The following is an 18,513-nucleotide window of genomic DNA, read 5'->3' as shown; positions in this document are numbered from 1 at the left end:
GAAGCTAGCAACGCGCCACTATCGCGGGGTGCAGGTTCGGACAACCCGCGAGCGAGCCTCTACCGGCACCTGCACGGCGCCTGAAGAGCGCTCGCGGGCGCGGCGCGCGGAGTGTGCCGCCTTCGCGCACGCCTGCCAAGCGATGTTTGACGGGGGGACCGTCAGCGAGCTGGCAGAAAGCCAGAATCGTTCGCGCGGGGCAACTCAATGGGGCCTGTCTGCTCGATGGGCTGCGCACTTGGCGATCGCAGTACCGCTCAGCCCAACCGGGCGGCCCCATCGCTCGACTGAATCGCCTGGCCGTAGCGCTGGAATGATTGCACCGCCGTTTGCGGGCAGTTCGCCTGCGCAAGTGCGCGCGTGCCGGCTTAAAGCGCCAGGCGCCTGATCAGCACCGGGGCCCCGCCGCTGGCAGCGGCACAGTGCCTTGCCAGCCTGAGGAATGCGGGCCCAGCACACTCCGCCAGGCTCAGAACGCGACGGTAGTCGACAGCAACCAAGTGCGTGGCGAGGACAGCGTCAGGCCCGCCTCGCTGTCATCCGAGGCGCCGGCCGAGGCCCAGTAGCGGTCGTTGAGCACGTTTTCGACATTGGCGCGCACGGTGACGTCGCGGCCCTCGACCTTGAAGGCATAGCGCGCGCCGAGGTCGAAACGCTCCCAACCATCGATTTCCTTGCTGTTGGCCTGGTCGAGGTACTGCGAGCTGGAATGAATGCCGCGCGCGGTCAAGGTCAGGCCGCTCAACTGCGGCACGTCCCATTCGGCGCCGAGGTTGACGTTGTAGCTGGGCGTGGCCGGCGCGCGGTTGCCGTCAAAACGGCCATCGACCGTATCGCGCAGCTCGCTGTGGATGTACATCACCCCGCCCAGCAGGCGCACGCCGGGTGTCGGTTCCCCGAACATGTTCAGCTCAAGCCCGCTGTTCTGGCGCTTGCCGTTGGCGCCGAACACGCGGGTGGCGGTGTTGGTTTCATACGCCGGCTGCTTGATGCGGAACGCGCTTGCAGTGACCGCGTAGCGGCCGAAATCGTACTTGGCGCCGACCTCGATCTGGCGGCTGATGAAGGGCGCAAAGATCTCATCTTCATTGACCGATGTGCTCGGCGCAATCTTGCCTTGGCTCAGGCCCTCCATGTAGTTGGCGTACAGCGACAACTGCTCAGTGGCCTTGAACACCACGCCGGCAGAGGGCGACAGCTTCTCCTCGTCATAGGCGGTATCGCCCTTGATGCCATTGCTCCAGTCATCGACCTGTACCCGCTGCCAGCGAGCCCCGAGGGTCAGCAGCAGGCGCTCCTCGAAAAAGCCCAGGGTGTCGGACAACGCCACGCCGGTGAAGCGGTTTTCCGTGTAGACCTTGTCGTCCAGCCGCGTTGGCGTGCCGGGGGTGGGGGTCGCAACCGGGCTGTAGAGGTTGCTTGGCGCACTGGCGTACCGCGCGCCGCCATTTTCGAAGTCCATGTAGAAGTAGCTGGCGGCCAGGTTCACCTCATGGCTCACGGCCCCCGTGTGAAACCAGTTGCGCAGCCCTGCCTGCGCGGTGCGCACGGTCTCGTCGCGGGTGAAATCGCGCGGCTGCACGGTGAAGGCGCCCGCGTCATTGGAAATCGGCACGTTGTGGCGCAGGAAATCATGCTCGCTCTTGCGCGCCCCGACCCCGCCGTAGAGCATCAGCGAGTCGCTCACATCGAACTCGCCATTGACCATGCCGAAGGTGTCCTGGGTGCGCGCCTGGCTCCACTTCTGCGCGTAATTGTGGCGCACCTTGTTGGCGTCCGGCACCTTAGCCAGCGCGCCGACGATCACTCGCTCCTGGGGCGCATCGGTGTCGCGCTCGGTGTGGCCGAAGTCGGTCGACAGGCGCAGGCGGTCCCCGCGAAAGTCCAGGCCCAGCACCGCCATCTGCCGGTCGACGCTCTGATGGTCCCACGGGGTATCGCCCGACTGTTTCACGCCGTTGAAGCGCACGCCGAACTGGTCGCCTTCGCCAAAGCGCCGGGCCACGTCAAGCGCGCCGCCGAGCTGGCTGTCGGAGGCATAGCTGGCGGTGAACTCGGTAAGCGGGTCTTCGCCGGCATGCTTGGGCACGATGTTGATGCTGCCGCCCACGCTGCCGCGGGGCGAAATGCCATTGATCAGCTGGCTGGGGCCTTTGACGATATCGACCCGGTCGGCCATGGCCATGTCGATGCTGTAGGTCGGCAGGATGCCGTACAGGCCGCCGTAGGACACGTCGCTGTTGAACAGGCTCAGGCCGCGGATGGTGAACTGCTCGAAGCGCCCGCCCGAGGGGTTGGTGACCCGCACTGACGGGTCGCTGGCAACCATGTCGCCGAGGGTGCGCGCTTGCTGGGCCTTGATTCCCTCGCTGCTGTAGGTGGTCATGCTGAAGGGCGTGTCCATGAAGTCACGCGAGCCCAGCAGGCCCTGCGAACCGCGCCGGGTAACCTGGCCACCGGCATAGCGCTCGGCATCGAGGGCCGCGCTGTTCTGCACGCCTTCGATGGTGGTGGGCGCCAGTTCGAGGGCGCCGGAGTCGCTGGGGGCCGGCACCAGCGTATAGCTGTCGGTACCCACGCTGCGCAGTTGCAGGCCAGTGCCTTGCAGCAGGCGGGCGAAGCCTTCCTGCACACTGAACGGCCCTGACAGCGCCGGGCTTTGCCGGCCGGCCACCAGCGCGGGCTCCACCGACAGGCTGACGCCGGCCTGGCCGGCAAAGCGGGTCAGCGCAGCGCCGAGGCTACCGGCCGGAATCTGAAAACTGCGCGGCGCGCTGTCGGCCAGCGCCAGTTCAGGCACGGCGCCCAAGCCGAGCACAAGGCACAAGGTAGGCGCGGAAATCGAAGACGCCAGGCGCGGGCGTTGGCGCGGGAATGCGGACATGGTGCGGCTCTCTCGTAGGGCTCATTTGCCCTGAATGACAGCCGAGGCGGAAAAAGGGGACAGGTGGCGGGAACATTTTTTCCCTGACCGTACGGCCGCTAGCCGAGTGCCGGCACGCCAGCGCGCGCGAAGTGTTGTGAAGCCCCCAAAGGCTGCAAGCTGCGCGATCGGGCGGTTACCTGCCGCTCGCATTGCCACGGCACCGCCGCCCTTTCGCACTGCCGCTAACGCCGGTCGTCCAGGCTTTCTTTGTTCTTGACCGCCAGCGCCCGGTGCTGCAGCAGGCAGATGTAACCCAGACCCGCCAAGGTCAACAGCAGCCAGACCAGGGCAATCAGCAGCTCGGTCGCGTAATGCGCCACGGTTGCCTGGTTCCCGGCAAAGGACTCGTACACCAGTACCCGCGCTTCGCCGCCGTCATGGCCGATGCGCACGCCGGCCTGGGCGATCTGTGTGTAGTCGCCATCGAAGTAGATCCACACCCGCGCCTGGGCATCGGCGCCGATGGCGGTGATGTCGACGCTGCTGGTGGCGGTTTCCAGCAGCGTGTCGTTGCCAGCTTCGTCTCGGACCTGCACCAGGCCCTTGGCGGGCAGGCGTATGTGCACATTGCGTACCGGCGTGTCGCCAGTGTTGCGCAAGGTGATGAACAGCCCGGTGCGGTGATCCACCAACCCTGCTTCGAAGGGCTTGGCGAACAGTTTGCGGTAGGGCGCCTGGGCCAGGTCGACCAGCTTGTCGAGCTGTTCGTGGCCGATCACGCCCCCGCTGATACTGCGGGCATGCTCGTACAGCTGCTCGTATTTCAACGCATCGCTGGTCTGGCTGATGCGTTCGCTGAACTGGCTCGGGTAGGTCAGAGATTGGTAGGTGACATCGGCCTCGAGCCGCGCGTTATCCCTGAGCATCAGGTACAGCGCACTGACGCAGACCAGCGCGATCAAGACGCCCGCAAGGGACTTACCGACTTTTTCCCAGTTCAACCTGGTGGTTCCTTGTGTGGTGACGTGGCGCGTGCCATGGCTTGGAAGGCGCGAGCAAGCGTGCCAACTTCGGTCGGCCGGCGCAACACGCGCGTGCGCGAACCGCTCGCATGCAAGCCCGGACGAACGTACCGCGCGCCACGCCGTCAGAGAGGGATACCCCGGAACTGCGCACATAGAGGACGCCCGATGTCTCACCCTGATCCGTCGTACGTGAAATGGCTCGAAGAGCAGTCCATGCTCAAGGCTTCCCAGGACCGCGCCCGGCTCTACTCCGGCCAGTCGCGCCTGTGGCTCAACCCCTTTGCCGAAGCCCAGCCGCGCCGCGCCACACAAATCGCCTCGGTATGGCTGACCGTGTACCCCGACGCCATCATCGCCCCCGAAGGCTGCTCGGTGCTCGGCGCCCTGGGCCACGAAGCGCTGTGGAAGCGCTTGTCCGAGATGGGCGTGCAAGGCATCCACACCGGCCCGATCAAGCGGTCCGGTGGTGTGCGCGAACGCAGTTTCACCCCCAGTGTGGATGGCAACTTCGACCGCATCAGCTTCGACATCGACCCGCTCTACGGCACCGAGCAGGAACTGGTGCAGATGAGCCGCCTGGCCGCCGCGCACAACGCGGTCACCATCGATGACCTGATCCCCTCGCACACGGGCAAGGGCGCGGATTTTCGGCTGGCGGAAATGGCCCATGGCGCCTACCCGGGCCTGTACCACATGGTCGAGGTACGCGAGGAAGACTGGAACCTGCTGCCAGAGGTGCCCGCCGGTCGCGACGCGGTCAACTTGCTGCCGGCCCAGTGTGACGAACTCAAGGCGCGCCACTACATCGTCGGCCAGCTGCAACGGGTGATCTTCTTCGAGCCCGGCGTGAAGGAAACCGACTGGAGCGCCACCGCGCCGGTGACCGGCGTGGACGGCGTGACCCGGCGCTGGGTGTACCTGCACTACTTCAAGGAAGGCCAGCCGTCGCTGAACTGGCTCGACCCGAGCTTCACCGCGCAGCAGATGATCATCGGCGACGCCCTGCACGCGCTCGATTGCCTCGGCGCGCGTGGACTGCGGCTCGATGCCAACGGCTTTCTCGGCGTCGAGACCAGCGCCGAAGGCACTGCCTGGTCCGAGAGCCATCCGCTGTCGCTGGTGGGCAACCAGATCATTGGCGGCATGGTGCGCAAGGCCGGAGGCTTCAGCTTCCAGGAGCTGAACCTGACGCTGGACGATATCGCACAGATGTCCAAGGGCGGCGCAGACCTGTCGTACGACTTCATCACCCGCCCGGCCTATCAGCACGCCCTGCTCACCGGCGACACCGAATTCCTGCGCCTGATGTTCAAGGAAATGCAGGCCTTCGAGATCGACCCCGCGTCCCTGATCCACGCCTTGCAGAACCACGACGAACTGACCGTCGAGCTGGTGCACTTCTGGACCTTGCACGCCCACGACATGTACCACTTCAAGGGCCAGACCCTGCCGGGCAGCATCTTGCGCGAGCACATCCGCGAAGAGATCTACGAGCGGCTGTCCGGCGAGCATGCGCCGTACAACCTGCGCTTCGTCACCAATGGCATTTCCTGCACCACGGCCAGCCTGATCACCGCTGCATTGGGCATGCGTGACCTGGAGCAGATCACTGATGCCGATATCGAACAGATCCAGAAAGTGCACTTGCTGCTGGTGATGTACAACGCCATGCAGCCCGGCGTGGTGGCGTTGTCGGGGTGGGACATGGTGGGCGCCCTGCCCTTGCCTGCCGAGGCGGTCGCCGAGCGCATGCTCGATGGCGATACCCGTTGGATCCATCGCGGCGGCTACGACCTGGCGGGCCTGGCCCCGGACCACCACACTTCGGTACGCGGCATGCCGCGGGCCCGTGCACTGTACGGCAGCCTCGACGAACAGCTCGAGCGCAGCGATTCGTTCGCCAGCAAGGTGAAGAAGCTGCTGGCCGTGCGTCAAGCCTATGGCATCGCCACGGCGCGGCAGATCCTCGTGCCGGACGTCACCAGCCCAGGCTTGCTGGTGATGGTGCATGAGCTGCCGGCCGGGCGCGGCACGCAGATCAGCGCGCTGAACTTCGGCCAGACCGTGATCGCAGAAGAGCTGCAACTGACTGGATTCACGCCAGGCACAGTGGTGGACATGATCAACGAGACGGTCGAGGGTGACCTCACCGAAGACGGCCGGCTGATGATCAATCTGGACCCTTACGAGGCGTTGTGCCTGCGCATCGTCAACAGCAGCGGGCACTTGTGATGCCGCTGGTCGGGTTTAGCACACGATCCGTTTGAATCCCTGACAGCCAGGACAGTCAACAACTTAGAGAGGACACACAAAGCAAAGGAGCTTTCCATGAGCCTGGCGATGACCCTTTTAAGTTTGTTGAGTGCCTGGGTGGCAGTGGCGCTGGCGCTGCTGTGGGGCGTGCTGCGAGTGGCGCGCCGCCACCACGGGGAACCTGCTGTGAAACCGGCGCCGGTGCGCCATCAGCAGTTGGTGTGGAGCAAGTTTGCGGGTTGAAAGGGGGCGCAGGTCCCCTGTTCGGATGTCGGCCCGCCGCCCGCCGCTGCTGTCCACCCAGTAAAACCTGGACCCTGTTGGAGCGGCCCTAGGCGCTCCGCTGGTTCGCCAAGCATCGCAAGGCCGCGCCATTGGTTGTGGCCGGCGGTTGCGGATGGGTTGTTTGTATCGGAGCGACACGGTTGGCTGGAGCGCCAATCGGCGGCTGCGATCCAGGCCCTATACTTCGCACGACCCATCGCACCTGATTGCGGCGATTTTCGTCGCGAAGGTCTGCGCTGCGGTCCCACCCTATGGCTTCAAGGGCCCAAGCATGAACCGCATCCCTGCGTTGAACCCATGGCGCCTGTTACAGCCTCACGCCACTGGCTGGTGATAACGAGGCGATCAGCAACCCTAGGTGCCTTGTACAATCGCTTACTCAAGGCCTCCGTCCTACACACCAGAGCCTGCGCTACAGCCCGCCTCACCCCATAAAAAACCCATCACCCACCCCGCCGCTGCCGCAGGATCCTCCTGCATGAAACAATGCCCGCCGGCAACCTTTCGCTCAAAGACCGCGCCATTCAACCGCGCCAGCCGTCGTACAGATGGCCCCACAAACGGATAGCTGCGTTCCCCATGCAGAATCAGCGTTGGCGTCACGATGTGCTGTAGGCTCGGCCATAGCCGCTGCGGCATCGAGCTAAAAATCTCCGCCTCCCGCGACGGCCGGCATTTCAGCGAGACGCCTCCCGGGCTTGGGCTCAGGGCATGTTCGAGGTAGGCGTCGAGCGCATCTGCGCTCCAACCCTTGAAGGTGCCACGCCCTTGCAATGACGCCTGCGCCACTTGCCGATCCGGCCATTCGCTGCGCCGTGCGGCGGCTTTGCGCGCCAGCCCATGCCGGCCATGCAGACGCAGCCACCGCGCCAGCCGCATCAGCGCGATCATGCGCCGGCTGAACAGCACCGGATCAAGCAGCACGGCGCGTGCGAACAATCCCGGCCGCTGTGCCAGTATCAGGCCAGTCAGCACCCCACCAAAGCTGTGCCCCATCGCATGACACACGACCTCCCCATAGACCCCGCGCCCCGCCTCGAACGCCGCCAGGGCCAGCTCTGCGCTGCGATTCCAACCCCGGAATGCTCCGCCATGATCACTCTCGCCGTGGCCTTGCACATCGCTCAACCACAGATCGAAATGCTCGCTGAGCTGCACCAGCATTGGCCGGTACACGAGGGCGCAAAAACCATTGCCATGCAGCAGATGAAGCAACGGCTTGCCGCTGGCTGGCGAACGCCAGCCGCGCAAGGTGAAACCGTCAGGGGTGAGGTAGGACCAAGGAATCAGTTGCATCAGACATCTCAACGCGTGCCGTCAGGAGAACGATGATTCTACAAACAGCAGCGGGTACAGCGACATCACCAGTAACAGGGCCATCAGGACATTGAACAGCATCAACCAGCGCGGCGTGCGCAGCAGGTTGCGCAGGGCACTGCCAAACATCACCCAGACGCCCACGCTGGGCAGGTTCACCAGCGCGAACAGCAGCCCGATCACCACCACGTTGTGCAGATAGCCTTCGACCGGCACATAGGTGGTGATGGCGCCCACGGCCATCACCCACGCCTTGGGATTGACCCACTGGAACGCCGCCGCACCGAGAAAGCTCATGGGCTTGCGCTCGCTACCGGTGCTCTCGGACATCGGCCCCGAGGTGGCGATCTTCCAAGCCAGGTACAGCAGGTAGGTCGCCCCGACGTAGCGCAACACGGTGTAAAGCACGGGCCAGGCCTTGAACACTTCACCGAGCCCAAAGCCCACCGCCATGACCATGACCATGAATCCCACACTCACACCGAGCGCGTGCGGCACGCTGCGACGCACACCGAAGTTCACCCCGGAGGCCAGCAACAGGGTGTTGTTGGGCCCTGGAGTGATGGAAGATACGAACGCGAAGAGTACGAAGGCGGTAAGCAGGTCATAGGAACCGAGCATGGTCTGGTATCCAGAAGGGTGATATCGAGGCACTACAGTAGCGAAGGGCCTGCACTTGCAGACCTGTACAGTTACCTCATATTTTGCCCATACACCTTTCTGTACCCATTATTCCGGCTGGAATATCGTTTCGATGGGCTGCGCGAACAGCCGCGCCAAGCTGAAGGCCAGCGGCAGGCTGGGATCGTAACGGCCGGTTTCAATGGCATTGACCGTTTGCCGCGACACACCCAGGCGCGCGGCCAGCTCTGCCTGGGACCACCCCTGTTCAGCGCGCAGCTCGCGCACACGGTTGTTCATCGGTAGCGCCTGGCACCGAACACGGTACCGGCTGCCCACAGCGCCCCCATGAGCGGCCAGACCATGAACATCGACAAGCGCGGCAGGCCCGCCGTTTCCAGAAAGCCATAGCTGGAGGTCATTAGCACCGTGACCACGAACGCCATCCCCAGCGCTTCAAGCTGAATCCGCCGATGCAGTTCATCGAGGCTGCGGATCTGGCGAATCACCGCCCAAGCCATGGCCAGCATGGCGGGCACCGGCGTGAGTGCCACCAGGGCTCTGCTCACCGGCGACTGGAGAAACGGCAGGTAGTAACTGCTGATCAGCACGGACAGTGCGTAGGCGCTCATCGCCAGGGCAAACGCCAATCCAAAACGCTTGGGCGGCATAGGGAGATCCTCTATGTAAAGTGTGCTTGACATTGAAAGCGCTGAAACCCTCAATGTCAAGCTCGCTTTACACTGCCATTTCCCTGTGCCTTGTGGCTAGAATACGACCCTTTGACCTGGAAGCCTTGCCATGCCCGTCTCCATCCGCCCGGCACAACGCGCCGACGCCGCGCAAATTCTCGCGTTCATCACTGAGCTTGCCGACTACGAGCGTGCGCGCCACGAGGTCATCGCCTCGGTCGCCGACGTCGAGCGCACCTTGTTCGATGAGCCGAGCAATGTCAGCAGCCTGATGTGCGAGCGCGACGGCGTCGCCATAGGCTTTGCCGTGTACTTCACCAGCTACTCCACCTGGCTCGGCAAGCACGGCATCTACCTCGAAGACCTGTACATCACCCCCGAGCAGCGTGGTGGTGGCGCCGGTCGCCAACTGCTGCAGCACATCGCCCTCGAAGCGTTGAACAAGGGCTACGGCCGCCTGGAATGGAGCGTGCTGGACTGGAACACCCCGGCCATCGGCTTCTATGAAGCGTTGGGCGCCGAAGCACAGAGCGAGTGGATCAAGTATCGCCTGGAAGGCGAGCGCCTGCGCAATTTCGCCCAAGGCACACAGCCAGCCTCGCACTGAGCCTCATCCCATCGCGCGGGGTCAAACACCCCGCCACAGCGCCAAAGGACCCGCCGCATGCCCTACCCGATCGAAGCAAAACTGGTGGTCGGCGTCGCGTCCAGCGCGCTGTTCGACCTCAGCGAATCCGACGCCATCTACGCCACCCACGGCGTTGAAGCCTACCGCCAGCACCACGAACAGAACATCGACCAGCCCTTTGCACGCGGCGTGGCGTTCCCGTTCATTCGACGATTCTTGAGCATCAATCAGGCTTTTCCGGCGCAATTGCCCGTGGAAGTGGTGCTGCTCTCACGCAACTCCCCCGAGACCGGCCTGCGGGTGTTCCGCTCCATCGAGCACTACGGGCTGGACATCAGCCGCGCTGCGTTCATGTCCGGCCGCTCGCCCTACGAGTACATCCCCGCCTTCAACGCCTCGCTGTTTCTCAGCGCCAACGAAAGCGACGTGCAACGGGCCATCGATGCCAGCTACCCGGCCGGCCTAGTGCTGCCAAGCACCGTCTACGACGACGAAATCGACCAGGAACTGCGCGTGGCCTTCGACTTCGACGGTGTGATCGCCGACGACGAAGCCGAGACCGTCTACAAGCAGGCCCTGGACCTCAACGCCTTCCAGGCCTACGAGCACACCCGCAAGGCCATCCCACACCAGCCTGGCCCGTTGGCCGATCTGTTTCGCAAGCTGTCGCTGATCCGCACGCTGGAAGACCAGCGCCTCAGCGAAGACCCCGACTACCGACGCATCCTGCGCATCGCCATCGTCACCGCCCGCAACGCGCCGTCCCACGAACGGGTGGTGACCACGCTGAAGGACTGGGGCGTGTCGCCGGATGAGTCGTTCTTCCTCGGCGGCATGGAAAAGGCACGCGTGCTGTCGATCCTGAGGCCGCACATGTTCTTCGATGATCAGCGCAGCCACCTGGACTTCCCGGCCGGTGGGTTGCCGATGGTGCATGTACCGTTTGGGGTAGCGAACCGGCGCGAGGGCTAAACCACGAATGCGTTGGGCTCGGGCCTGGCAGGCGAGCGATTTCAAACGCCCGGCTTCCAGGGAATCAGCGTCTGTGGGCACACTCGCGAACGCTGCAACGCAGCCCCGGCCGCGCCGACGCGAGACATCGCCCACCACGAGCACATGGCCGTGCCCGCCAGCTCCGGCCTATCTCCCCTCGCGCACCGATTCCAGCAGCTGATCCAGCTGCTCGAACCAGTCAGCCCAGTCCAGCGTCCCCGCTCCCGCATCCACCAGCCACAGCCCCTCCCCGCCTTGCCGAGCCGCCAGAAGCAACCGCCCCCCGGAGTCGTCCCCCACCGCGACCCACCCAGGGAAATAGCGGGCGACTTCATAGGTGTGGTTGCGTTCCTCGATGTCGGCGGCCGCATAGATCTGCACTTGATCCTCCAGCATTGCGCCGTCACTTCTCTGCTGCCAGAACAGCACGGGCCAAGCCTCTGCTGACAAGCCAAGGGCGGTACACACGCGGGTGATGTGGCTGGCGGTCGAGGGGGGTTGATCGATGCGGTGGTTTGGCATGTCGAGTGGCTCCTGAGGCGCATCTGGATGCGCCATGGCATGAAATGAAAGGATAACAGCGCTGCGCTATCGTCCGCCCCCGCAGCGAGCATCGCGCCCACGAGCGATGGCGCCTGTTCTTTCGTGTTGACGTGTATCATTTTCCTGGCAAATAAAGCGTGGCACTTGCGTGGTCCTGGGCGAAGTCTCCGATAGCACTCAGTTTTGGCTCAAAGGCATGAGATTGATTCAAGCCCGGTCGTCGCTGGTCCAGATAGGCGGGTGCCCTCGGACCACGCCACATGTCCAGAAAGGCGAGCACGTTGATACCGCCGGCGGCGGCAGAAATTCGAGTCATTCATTCTCTCCAGTCGTGAAAAAGCCCACACTGGGCGGGCTGTGAAACAGATGCGCTATGATCAGGCCCTCACACAAGGAGTTGGCTGATGAAAAGGCTATGGATGGGCGCGGCGTTTATGGCAGCGCTAAGCGGATGCGGCACCATCGAGACGGTGTCCGACGAATCTAAAGCGGTAGATAAACTGGCCCGTTGGGGATCGGACTGCCATTCGATTCCGCGCGCCTACAGTGGATTGATGTACCAGTTCTGCACCCTGAACGGGCCTGCTCGGTCGGGTAGTCACTGGTCAGCGGAAACGGTGTTCGTGGACATGGGGCTATCGGCCGTTGCTGACACCGTGATCCTGCCCTACACAGGCGTTCAGCAGCTTCGCAAGGGTAGCGTCCCAGTTCGAAGGCTGGCGTATTGATCCAGGCATCAGAAAATCACGCGACCTGGATTACCTTCAGCGCCAGGCAATCCTGCAACTCGCCTGCATGATTACAAATGGCACGGTAAGGCATCTCTGTTCGCCGTTCTGGATGTAGCAACTGGCGAGGTCATCGGCTGCTTGAAACGACAGCATCGCAGCGTAGGGTTTCTTGCATTTTTGAGAGAGATCGATGCGTCGGTACCTGCTGCAATGCCGATCCATTTGATGATGGACAACCACGCAACATACAAGACCGACAAAATCGCAGCGTGGCTTGCAGCGCATCCCCGCTACAGCATCCACTTTACGCCGACCTCCGCATCTTCGTTGAATTTGGTCGAGCGCTTTTTCTCAACGTCGAGCGAGAAAAGGATAAAGCGGCAAGCGCACATTAGCGTCACAGATCTGGAAGCATCGATTGATGCACTGCTTGGAAACGTACAACCAAAATGCGAGGCCATTCCGGTGGTATAAGAAGGCCGATGACATCCTCGCTTCAATCGCTCGAGCAGCACTAGCGCTGGGGAAATGATTTTTCCATGGTACTTCTAAAAAGCCACACTAGAGCTGAAAAGCTCGCCTAAACGTACCCCGCACCAGATCTGACTAAAACATGGGCAGACAACACTGCGGTAGAGGCCAACCGTACACCAGGCGAAACACACCCAAGCCCTGGGGCATTGTTTCAGGTCCCGCGATGAGCTTCACGGACCGATTCACATTGCGCCACGCACATAAAAAAACCCGCACTTGGCGGGTTTTCTTGCAGCGTCTGGACTCAGATCGGGTGGCTGTAGAACAGCGCATACGATTCGATGCCATCGTTTGGCTGCTTGATGCCGGCATTGGAATAATGCGTCGCACGGATACCCACGCGCTGATTGTCGCCGAACTTCAAGCCCGCGCCGATGCGGTCTTCAAAGTTGAAGGCGCTGCCAAATTCTTTGTCACCGGCCGAGGTGCCGGAGAACACCGCTACCCCGATACCCGCCTCGATGAAAGGCTTGATATCGCCATTGCCGAACTCGTAGACGAACACCGGTGCGAACGACAGCGAGTGCGTGCCACCTGCGGCGTCGCCGGCTTCCCAGTAGGTGTAGCCGGCATCCCAGTAGCCGGTCAGGTGGCCGACACTGGACTCAAGCCAGCGCTTGTCCCAGTCGAAGCCAACGCCCACTCGGGCAGTCAGGCCACCTTGGCTGGTTGCGCCAATGGCGCCGGACAGTTCTGTCGCATTGACAGAGACAGCAAACAGCGAAAACACCGCAGCGGCGATGACTGTTTTCATTATTCCAATTTCCTGAGTTATTACTTAGCAAGCTATCTTAGTCACAGTGATATCACACTGCACAGTCCTTGCACATAGAGGGTGAAAGATTTTGAAAAATTCCGTGAACGCTCAAGGGCTATTCGGCCATTGTCAGGTACCAAAGTACCCTTGCCGAGCCGCTGGGTAGTCAGCCGCCGTCAGACACCACCCGGTGAGTCAAGCACCTGCCGAACTTTACGGGCCAGGTCGGAAGGCAAGTAGGGCTTGGCAATCACCTCGAATTCCGAACCGCCGACATCCGTGCGCTCAATCGAGCTCTCGGCATAGCCGGTCGTCAGCAACACCTTGATGGCGGGTTTGAGCGACTGCACTTTACGCGCGAGGGACACGCCGTTCATGCCACCCGGCATGATCAGGTCGGTGAATAGCAAATCGAAACCCGGATGCTGGTCGATCAGCGTCAACGCTTGCTTGGCATCTGTGGCGATGGTCGGGCTGTAGCCGTACTCTTCCAGGATGGTCCGGGCCAATTCGGCCACGTCACTGCGGTCTTCCACCACCAATACCCGCTCATGCCCAGACTTCGGGGACGTGGCCTGGCGTTTGTCGAGCGGCTGCACGTCACTGTCATCGGCGGGAAAGTACAGGCGCAGGGTGGTACCGACGCCTTGCTCCGAGTAGATGCGCGCAATGCCGCGCGATTGCTTGGCGAAGCCATACACCATGGACAGTCCAAGACCGGTGCCCTTGCCCTCTTCCTTGGTGGTGAAAAACGGGTCCATGGCGCGCGCCAACACCTCTTCGGGCATGCCCTCCCCGGTGTCGGTAATCGCCACGCACACGTAATTACCTGGCAATAGGCCCTCATACGAAGACCGAGCTTCCTGCGCCACCGTCACATTACGAGTCTGGATATGCAATTGCGGGTGCGTACTGCCGGCCATGGCGTCTCGCGCATTGATCAGCACATTCAACAAGGCGCTCTCTGCCTGCGCTGGATCGATACGGCAGTGGTGTAATTGCGAGTCAAGATCCAACCTGACCTCGACACCTTCGCCCATCGTGCGATTGATCAACACTTGAGCGTCTTTGACCAGTTGATTGAGGCTGATCACCCGCCCCTGCAGTTTCTGCTTGCGGGAAAAGGCCAACAGCTGCTTGGTGAGGGTCGTGGCTTTTTCCACCGCATCGTTGGCATAGCCCAGGTTGCGCGAGATCTTGCCCAGGTCAGGCGAGGCTCTCTCGGCAACCGCCTTGGACAGCGAGAGATAACCGCCGATGACCTGTAGAAGATTGTTGAAGTCATGCGCGATGCCGCCGGTCAACTGCCCCAGCGCTTCCATCTTCTGCGACTGACGCAACGCTTCCTCAGCATCGCGTCGGCGGCTCACGTCCAGCTGCGAGGCAAAGAAGTACGTCAGGTGTCCAGCTTCGTTATAGATCGGCGAAATGAACAGCGCATTCCAGAACGAGCTGCCATCTTTCTTGTAGTTGAGCACTTCAGTCGAGAAGTCATGGCGCTGTTTCACTGCCTCACGGATCGAGGCAATGGCATCGGGATCGGTGTCCTCACCCTGCAAGAAGCGGCAGTTACGCCCCAGTATCTCTGCGCCCGCGTAGCCAGTCATTTCCAGGAAGGCCTGGTTGGCAAAGATGATCGGGTTATCGGCCCGGTTGGGATCAGTCACGATCATCGGCATGCGGGTGCTTTCGACAGCGGCGAAGAAGATGTCTTTCGGGTGCCCAAGTACATCGGCGGTGAAGCGGTTATCGACACGAAGATCACTGTTGGACACTGCCGAAACTCCTGTTGATTCACTGCCTTGCAGTGGCGGCATCACGCCGCAGATAGAGTTCGGAGTGGTTTGGAAAACAAACGTTCAACGCGGATCAGGCAACGCAGCCAAGCCTGGTAGGGGATCAATGAAGAGTGGGATCACGGGTCGCCTGAGCGACCCGTGGAACATTCAGCGCTGACCGTCATCGACAATGCTGAGTCGTCATTCAGAAGTCGACCGATGCACTGACCGAGAAAGTGCGCGGCGCCCCCAGCACCAGGTACGAAGCGCCGGGGTAGCCACCGGCCGAGGCCCAATAATCCCGGCCTGCGACGTTGTCCAGCCGTGCGCGCAGGGTGACATCCTTGTCCTCGACCTTGAAGCCGTAGCGTGCGCCCAGGTCAAGGCGGGTCCAGGACGGGATGTCGAGGGTGTTGCTGTTGTTCACGTACTGACGGCTGGTGTACACCACGCGGCTGGTCAGGGTCAGGCCATCGAGGCCGGGAACGTCCCACTCACCGCCAAGGTTGGCCTGGGTTTTCGGCACACCGATCGCCCGATTGCCATCGTCGGCGCCGTTCTGCGTCTTGCTCAGCTCGGCATCCAGCAGCGTGACGCCGCCCAGCAGCCGCACGCCCTGGGTGGGCTCGCCGAACATCGACAGCTCGATACCGCGGTTGCGCTGTTCGCCACCGTCCTTGAACACCTGGTTTTCGACGATGCTGGTGGGTTTGCGCGTCTCGAACACGGCGAGACTACCGCCCAGGCCGCCGCCGTCGTACTTGAGACCGAGTTCGGTTTGCTTGGCGATGTAGGGGGCGAGGGAGGCGCCGGCGTTGACGATTGGCGCTCGGCTGCCGTCCGGCAATGTAGTGGTGGCGCCGGCGGTATCGCCTTTGGTCAAGCCTTCGATGTAGTTGGCATACACCGAGAACTGCTCAGTGAGCTGGTAGACGGCGCCGACGACGGGCGTTGTTTCGTAACGATTGTATTGGGAGGTCTTGTCACCGCTGTTGTAGTCATAACCGCTGACATCCAGCCCCTGACGACGTGCGCCCAAGGTCACTTGCAACTGGTCGTCGAAAAAGCCCAGGGTGTCGGCGATTGCCAAGCTTTGCGTGTGCGTGCGAGCGGTGATGTGTGGGTCGGACATCGAGCCACTGAAGCTCACATTGTCCGGCTTGGCAAAACCCACGGGGTGGTAAAGGTCATCCGCGAAGCCGCCGAAGTTGCCAGCCCAGGCGTTGCGGTCCTTGGTGTCATACATTGCACCGGATACGACCCACTGATGAGAAACCGGACCGGTGTTCACACTCCAGCGCATGCCGACCTCGCCGGTGGTCACCGTCTCTTCGCGGTAGTTGTCGAAACGATTCGCGGTGGTGACTCCGCCGGCGGTGGACGACGGGTTGGCCAGCACGTTCTTCTCTTCACCCTGACGCATGCCGATGGCGGCCCAGGTGGTTACGGCATCGCTCAGGTCGTACTCGGCGCGAAACGTCCCGAACGTCTGTTTCTCTTTGGAGTAGGTCCAGGACTGCCCATAGTGCTTGTCGGCATCCGGCGCGTTAGGCACGCCACCCACAGGCGTCACACTCGGCAACGGATCATCAATGAAGTGATACTGATTACCCAGGTCAGCCGACAACCGCAGGCGCTCGCCCTGGTAATCCAGCCCCAACGCAAACATGTCCAACGACCGGTCCTGATCTTCAACCGCCGTTTCCCCGGCACGCTTGGCCACGTTCACCCGCACACCCCACTCATCCTGCTCGCCAAAGCGCCGCGCCACATCGGCAGCCACGGTGCCGAAGCCCCTGTTTTCCACCCCGGCCGTCAGCCGGGTCAGCGGTTCGTTGGGCGCGCGCTTGGGCAGGATGTTGATCGCCCCGCCGATCCCGGTGCCCCCCGGTGCTGCGCCATTGAGGAACGCACTGGCACCGCGGAACACCTCTACCCGCTCGATGAACTCGGACGCGACGTACTGGCGCGGCAGAAGACCGTACAAACCGTTGTAGGAAATGTCGTCCGAGTACAGTGGGAAACCACGCACCATGTACAACTCCTGGAAGTTGCCAAAGCCTCGCGCAACACGCACCGAAGGATCGTTCTGCAGGATGTCCGCAACGCTGTGCGCCTGCTGGTCCTGAATCAGCTGATTGGTGTAGGACGTAGAGGTAAACGGCGTCTCCATATAATCCTTGTTACCCAGGATCCCTACCCGTCCGCCGCGTGCCACCTGGCCGCCTTCGTACCCGGACGTCAGCCCGTCGCGAGAGGCATCGGCGCTTGCGGTGATGGCGGTTTCGCCCAACTCCAGAACAGGCGCCGGACGATCAGCAGCGACTGACTGGGAGGTTTCAAGCGGATCTTCACGTTCGGGCTGTGCCCATGCGGACGGGGACGCGACCGTGGCGACCAGCCCTATTGGTAGCCAGACAGCATTCAATACGCGCTTGCGAGGGACGTCAGAGGTAGACATAGGGACCTGCTGTGGGCGGCTGATCAGGTGGCACCTGACCGGAGACTAAAGAAATGGAAAGCGACAATATAGCAAATGGTAATTGTTATTTGTCGCATTCGCACCCAAAGCCTTGTTATTGAGCATGGTCCACTCCCCCTCTGCGACCTTCCACGGAACCTGGCCGTTGAAATGTCCCTCATGCAAAAGAAGCGCGCTAGCGCGCTGAGCCAGGCAGTAAAAAGCTCACGTTCGACCGACGGTTGCTGAACGTCAGTGAGTTCCCAGATCGAGTTTCCACCGTCTCAAGCTTCCTCAATCCAGAAACCTGTACGCCTTATCGAGCGTATAGACCTGTATCGGGACTTCCACTGGAGGTCGCTAGCATTCGCGCGATACACCTGGCTGTCACAGGTCGAAACAGGGGTGGTAGCACCACGCTCTTTGCCCGAGGGACCCATTCTGCGTATCACTGCTCTAACCGCATGCCTCGCCTCGGCGACGCTGTCACTCTGCGCGCACGCTGGCGCTGTCTACGATGGCGTGGACGCATCCACGGGCCTGAGAACGGTCGCCTGGGCCACCGTAGCTGCATCGCCCAAGCGGTTTAGCTTCAATGTGTCTGCATTGACTCCGCAAGGCGGCACAGCGTCTTATGTTGCGGAGTTGCTGACATGGAGCGATTCAAATCGTTTTAAGCAATGCCAGTCGATTGACTGGCTATTAGACGGCAAGAAAGACGGCAGCCTGAAGGCCGAATACAAGTCCTCGTATCAAAAAAACGCTGTGTTCGAGCACTTCATCTTGCGGCCCGACAGACAGACACTTCAGCGATTTGCGTCGGCAAAGCAGGTGGAATACCGAATTTGTGATGAACGAGGCGCGGTCAGCAGTCAAGCTCTGGACGGACTTCGTGAGGTGCTTGCCGCCACTCGATGACTGTCCAGCGAGCAGTGCCAGAGGATCATGGCAATCATCGAACGTCTTTAAAAAGCGTGTCTGTAGCCTATGTTATTCGCCTGACGAATAGAAAAGGTGCTTTTTCTCGAT

At 62.0% G+C, this 18,513-nt stretch carries 17 protein-coding genes and 1 pseudogene; 7 read left to right on the top strand and 11 right to left on the bottom strand.

Translation table 11 applies throughout. The features are described 5' to 3' along the window. Nucleotides 1-469 precede the first annotated feature (469 nt). Nucleotides 470-2,884: a TonB-dependent receptor gene (locus SJI00_RS07660; RefSeq protein WP_322461128.1), complete on the bottom strand. Its 2,415-nt coding sequence runs from the start codon at nucleotides 2,882-2,884 to the stop codon at nucleotides 470-472. A 224-nt stretch (nucleotides 2,885-3,108) separates the two neighbouring features. Then, nucleotides 3,109-3,867: a hypothetical protein gene (locus SJI00_RS07655; protein ID WP_322461127.1), complete on the bottom strand. Its 759-nt coding sequence runs from the start codon at nucleotides 3,865-3,867 to the stop codon at nucleotides 3,109-3,111. 189 nt (nucleotides 3,868-4,056) lie between these two features. Between SJI00_RS07655 and treS the strand changes: the two genes are divergently transcribed. Both treS and SJI00_RS07645 read left to right on the top strand, forming a co-directional pair. Continuing rightward, nucleotides 4,057-6,123: a maltose alpha-D-glucosyltransferase gene (treS, locus tag SJI00_RS07650; RefSeq protein ID WP_322461126.1), complete on the top strand. Its 2,067-nt coding sequence runs from the start codon at nucleotides 4,057-4,059 to the stop codon at nucleotides 6,121-6,123. A 96-nt stretch (nucleotides 6,124-6,219) separates the two neighbouring features. After that, entirely contained in the window at nucleotides 6,220-6,387 is a 168-nt protein-coding gene (locus SJI00_RS07645; protein ID WP_322461125.1) for a hypothetical protein, read from the top strand. Between the two features lie 435 nt (nucleotides 6,388-6,822). On the opposite strand, the gene SJI00_RS07640 is transcribed toward SJI00_RS07645, so the two are convergent. The 4 genes from SJI00_RS07640 to SJI00_RS07625 all read right to left on the bottom strand — a co-directional run bounded on the left by SJI00_RS07640 (nucleotide 6,823) and on the right by SJI00_RS07625 (nucleotide 9,038). Further along, entirely contained in the window at nucleotides 6,823-7,725 is a 903-nt protein-coding gene (locus tag SJI00_RS07640) for an alpha/beta fold hydrolase (protein WP_322461124.1), read from the bottom strand. Between the two features lie 21 nt (nucleotides 7,726-7,746). Beyond that, nucleotides 7,747-8,367 carry a LysE family translocator gene (locus tag SJI00_RS07635; protein ID WP_322461123.1) on the bottom strand — a complete coding sequence of 207 codons (621 nt, stop codon included), beginning with the start codon at nucleotides 8,365-8,367 and terminating at the stop codon, nucleotides 7,747-7,749. 108 nt (nucleotides 8,368-8,475) lie between these two features. Then, on the bottom strand, nucleotides 8,476-8,667 hold the full coding sequence (locus SJI00_RS07630; RefSeq protein ID WP_322461122.1) for a helix-turn-helix transcriptional regulator: 192 nt from the start codon (nucleotides 8,665-8,667) through the stop codon (nucleotides 8,476-8,478). Further along, the gene (locus tag SJI00_RS07625; protein WP_322461121.1) at nucleotides 8,664-9,038 is read right to left on the bottom strand and encodes a hypothetical protein; all 375 of its coding nucleotides are present in this window, start codon (nucleotides 9,036-9,038) and stop codon (nucleotides 8,664-8,666) included. The genes SJI00_RS07630 and SJI00_RS07625 overlap by 4 nt, the downstream gene beginning before the upstream one ends. Nucleotides 9,039-9,168: 130 nt before the next feature. Between SJI00_RS07625 and SJI00_RS07620 the strand changes: the two genes are divergently transcribed. Continuing rightward, nucleotides 9,169-9,666 (top strand): GNAT family N-acetyltransferase, encoded by a 498-nt coding sequence (locus SJI00_RS07620; protein WP_322461120.1) that lies wholly within the window; start codon nucleotides 9,169-9,171, stop codon nucleotides 9,664-9,666. Between the two features lie 57 nt (nucleotides 9,667-9,723). Beyond that, nucleotides 9,724-10,659 carry a 5'-nucleotidase gene (locus tag SJI00_RS07615; protein WP_322461119.1) on the top strand — a complete coding sequence of 312 codons (936 nt, stop codon included), beginning with the start codon at nucleotides 9,724-9,726 and terminating at the stop codon, nucleotides 10,657-10,659. Nucleotides 10,660-10,827: 168 nt separating this feature from the next. On the opposite strand, the gene SJI00_RS07610 is transcribed toward SJI00_RS07615, so the two are convergent. Next, the gene (locus tag SJI00_RS07610) at nucleotides 10,828-11,202 is read right to left on the bottom strand and encodes a hypothetical protein (RefSeq protein ID WP_322461118.1); all 375 of its coding nucleotides are present in this window, start codon (nucleotides 11,200-11,202) and stop codon (nucleotides 10,828-10,830) included. Between the two features lie 136 nt (nucleotides 11,203-11,338). Next, nucleotides 11,339-11,539: a hypothetical protein gene (locus tag SJI00_RS07605; protein ID WP_322461117.1), complete on the bottom strand. Its 201-nt coding sequence runs from the start codon at nucleotides 11,537-11,539 to the stop codon at nucleotides 11,339-11,341. 88 nt (nucleotides 11,540-11,627) lie between these two features. Here SJI00_RS07605 and SJI00_RS07600 point away from each other — a divergent pair, with 88 nt between their 5' ends. Continuing rightward, a complete protein-coding gene (locus SJI00_RS07600) occupies nucleotides 11,628-11,951 on the top strand; it encodes a YceK/YidQ family lipoprotein (RefSeq protein ID WP_322461116.1) in 324 nt (107 codons plus the stop codon). An 18-nt stretch (nucleotides 11,952-11,969) separates the two neighbouring features. Further along, nucleotides 11,970-12,486: pseudogene (locus SJI00_RS07595) on the top strand (IS630 family transposase); the annotation flags it as partial. A 246-nt stretch (nucleotides 12,487-12,732) separates the two neighbouring features. Here SJI00_RS07595 and SJI00_RS07590 read toward each other — a convergent pair. From SJI00_RS07590 to SJI00_RS07580, 3 genes are all read right to left on the bottom strand, one after another. Then, nucleotides 12,733-13,242, bottom strand: a complete 510-nt coding sequence (locus tag SJI00_RS07590; RefSeq protein WP_322461115.1) for an acyloxyacyl hydrolase — start codon at nucleotides 13,240-13,242, stop codon at nucleotides 12,733-12,735. Between the two features lie 179 nt (nucleotides 13,243-13,421). After that, entirely contained in the window at nucleotides 13,422-15,020 is a 1,599-nt protein-coding gene (locus SJI00_RS07585) for a histidine kinase famiy protein (protein ID WP_322461114.1), read from the bottom strand. Nucleotides 15,021-15,228: 208 nt separating this feature from the next. Further along, nucleotides 15,229-17,484 carry a TonB-dependent receptor gene (locus tag SJI00_RS07580; protein ID WP_322461113.1) on the bottom strand — a complete coding sequence of 752 codons (2,256 nt, stop codon included), beginning with the start codon at nucleotides 17,482-17,484 and terminating at the stop codon, nucleotides 15,229-15,231. Between the two features lie 522 nt (nucleotides 17,485-18,006). On the opposite strand from SJI00_RS07580, the gene SJI00_RS07575 reads away from it, so the two are divergent. Further along, the gene (locus SJI00_RS07575) at nucleotides 18,007-18,402 is read left to right on the top strand and encodes a hypothetical protein (protein WP_322461112.1); all 396 of its coding nucleotides are present in this window, start codon (nucleotides 18,007-18,009) and stop codon (nucleotides 18,400-18,402) included. Nucleotides 18,403-18,513 lie beyond the last annotated feature (111 nt).

Origin of the sequence: Pseudomonas gebzensis, from assembly GCF_034427815.1 — a bacterium.
GTDB lineage: Bacteria > Pseudomonadota > Gammaproteobacteria > Pseudomonadales > Pseudomonadaceae > Aquipseudomonas.
This window is presented reverse-complemented; position numbering and strand designations above follow the sequence as displayed.

What these genes read in the sequence shown, in the direction of transcription:
- SJI00_RS07605 (WP_322461117.1), bottom strand. Translation starts at nt 11,539, where the DNA reads ATGACTCGAATTTCTGCCGCCGCCGGCGGTATCAACGTGCTCGCCTTT.
- SJI00_RS07600 (WP_322461116.1), top strand. Translation starts at nt 11,628, where the DNA reads ATGAAAAGGCTATGGATGGGCGCGGCGTTTATGGCAGCGCTAAGCGGA.
- SJI00_RS07615 (WP_322461119.1), top strand. Translation starts at nt 9,724, where the DNA reads ATGCCCTACCCGATCGAAGCAAAACTGGTGGTCGGCGTCGCGTCCAGC.
- SJI00_RS07635 (WP_322461123.1), bottom strand. Translation starts at nt 8,367, where the DNA reads ATGCTCGGTTCCTATGACCTGCTTACCGCCTTCGTACTCTTCGCGTTC.
- SJI00_RS07660 (WP_322461128.1), bottom strand. Translation starts at nt 2,884, where the DNA reads ATGTCCGCATTCCCGCGCCAACGCCCGCGCCTGGCGTCTTCGATTTCC.
- SJI00_RS07625 (WP_322461121.1), bottom strand. Translation starts at nt 9,038, where the DNA reads ATGCCGCCCAAGCGTTTTGGATTGGCGTTTGCCCTGGCGATGAGCGCC.
- SJI00_RS07620 (WP_322461120.1), top strand. Translation starts at nt 9,169, where the DNA reads ATGCCCGTCTCCATCCGCCCGGCACAACGCGCCGACGCCGCGCAAATT.
- SJI00_RS07580 (WP_322461113.1), bottom strand. Translation starts at nt 17,484, where the DNA reads ATGTCTACCTCTGACGTCCCTCGCAAGCGCGTATTGAATGCTGTCTGG.
- SJI00_RS07640 (WP_322461124.1), bottom strand. Translation starts at nt 7,725, where the DNA reads ATGCAACTGATTCCTTGGTCCTACCTCACCCCTGACGGTTTCACCTTG.
- SJI00_RS07590 (WP_322461115.1), bottom strand. Translation starts at nt 13,242, where the DNA reads ATGAAAACAGTCATCGCCGCTGCGGTGTTTTCGCTGTTTGCTGTCTCT.
- SJI00_RS07645 (WP_322461125.1), top strand. Translation starts at nt 6,220, where the DNA reads ATGAGCCTGGCGATGACCCTTTTAAGTTTGTTGAGTGCCTGGGTGGCA.
- treS (WP_322461126.1), top strand. Translation starts at nt 4,057, where the DNA reads ATGTCTCACCCTGATCCGTCGTACGTGAAATGGCTCGAAGAGCAGTCC.
- SJI00_RS07610 (WP_322461118.1), bottom strand. Translation starts at nt 11,202, where the DNA reads ATGCCAAACCACCGCATCGATCAACCCCCCTCGACCGCCAGCCACATC.
- SJI00_RS07630 (WP_322461122.1), bottom strand. Translation starts at nt 8,667, where the DNA reads ATGAACAACCGTGTGCGCGAGCTGCGCGCTGAACAGGGGTGGTCCCAG.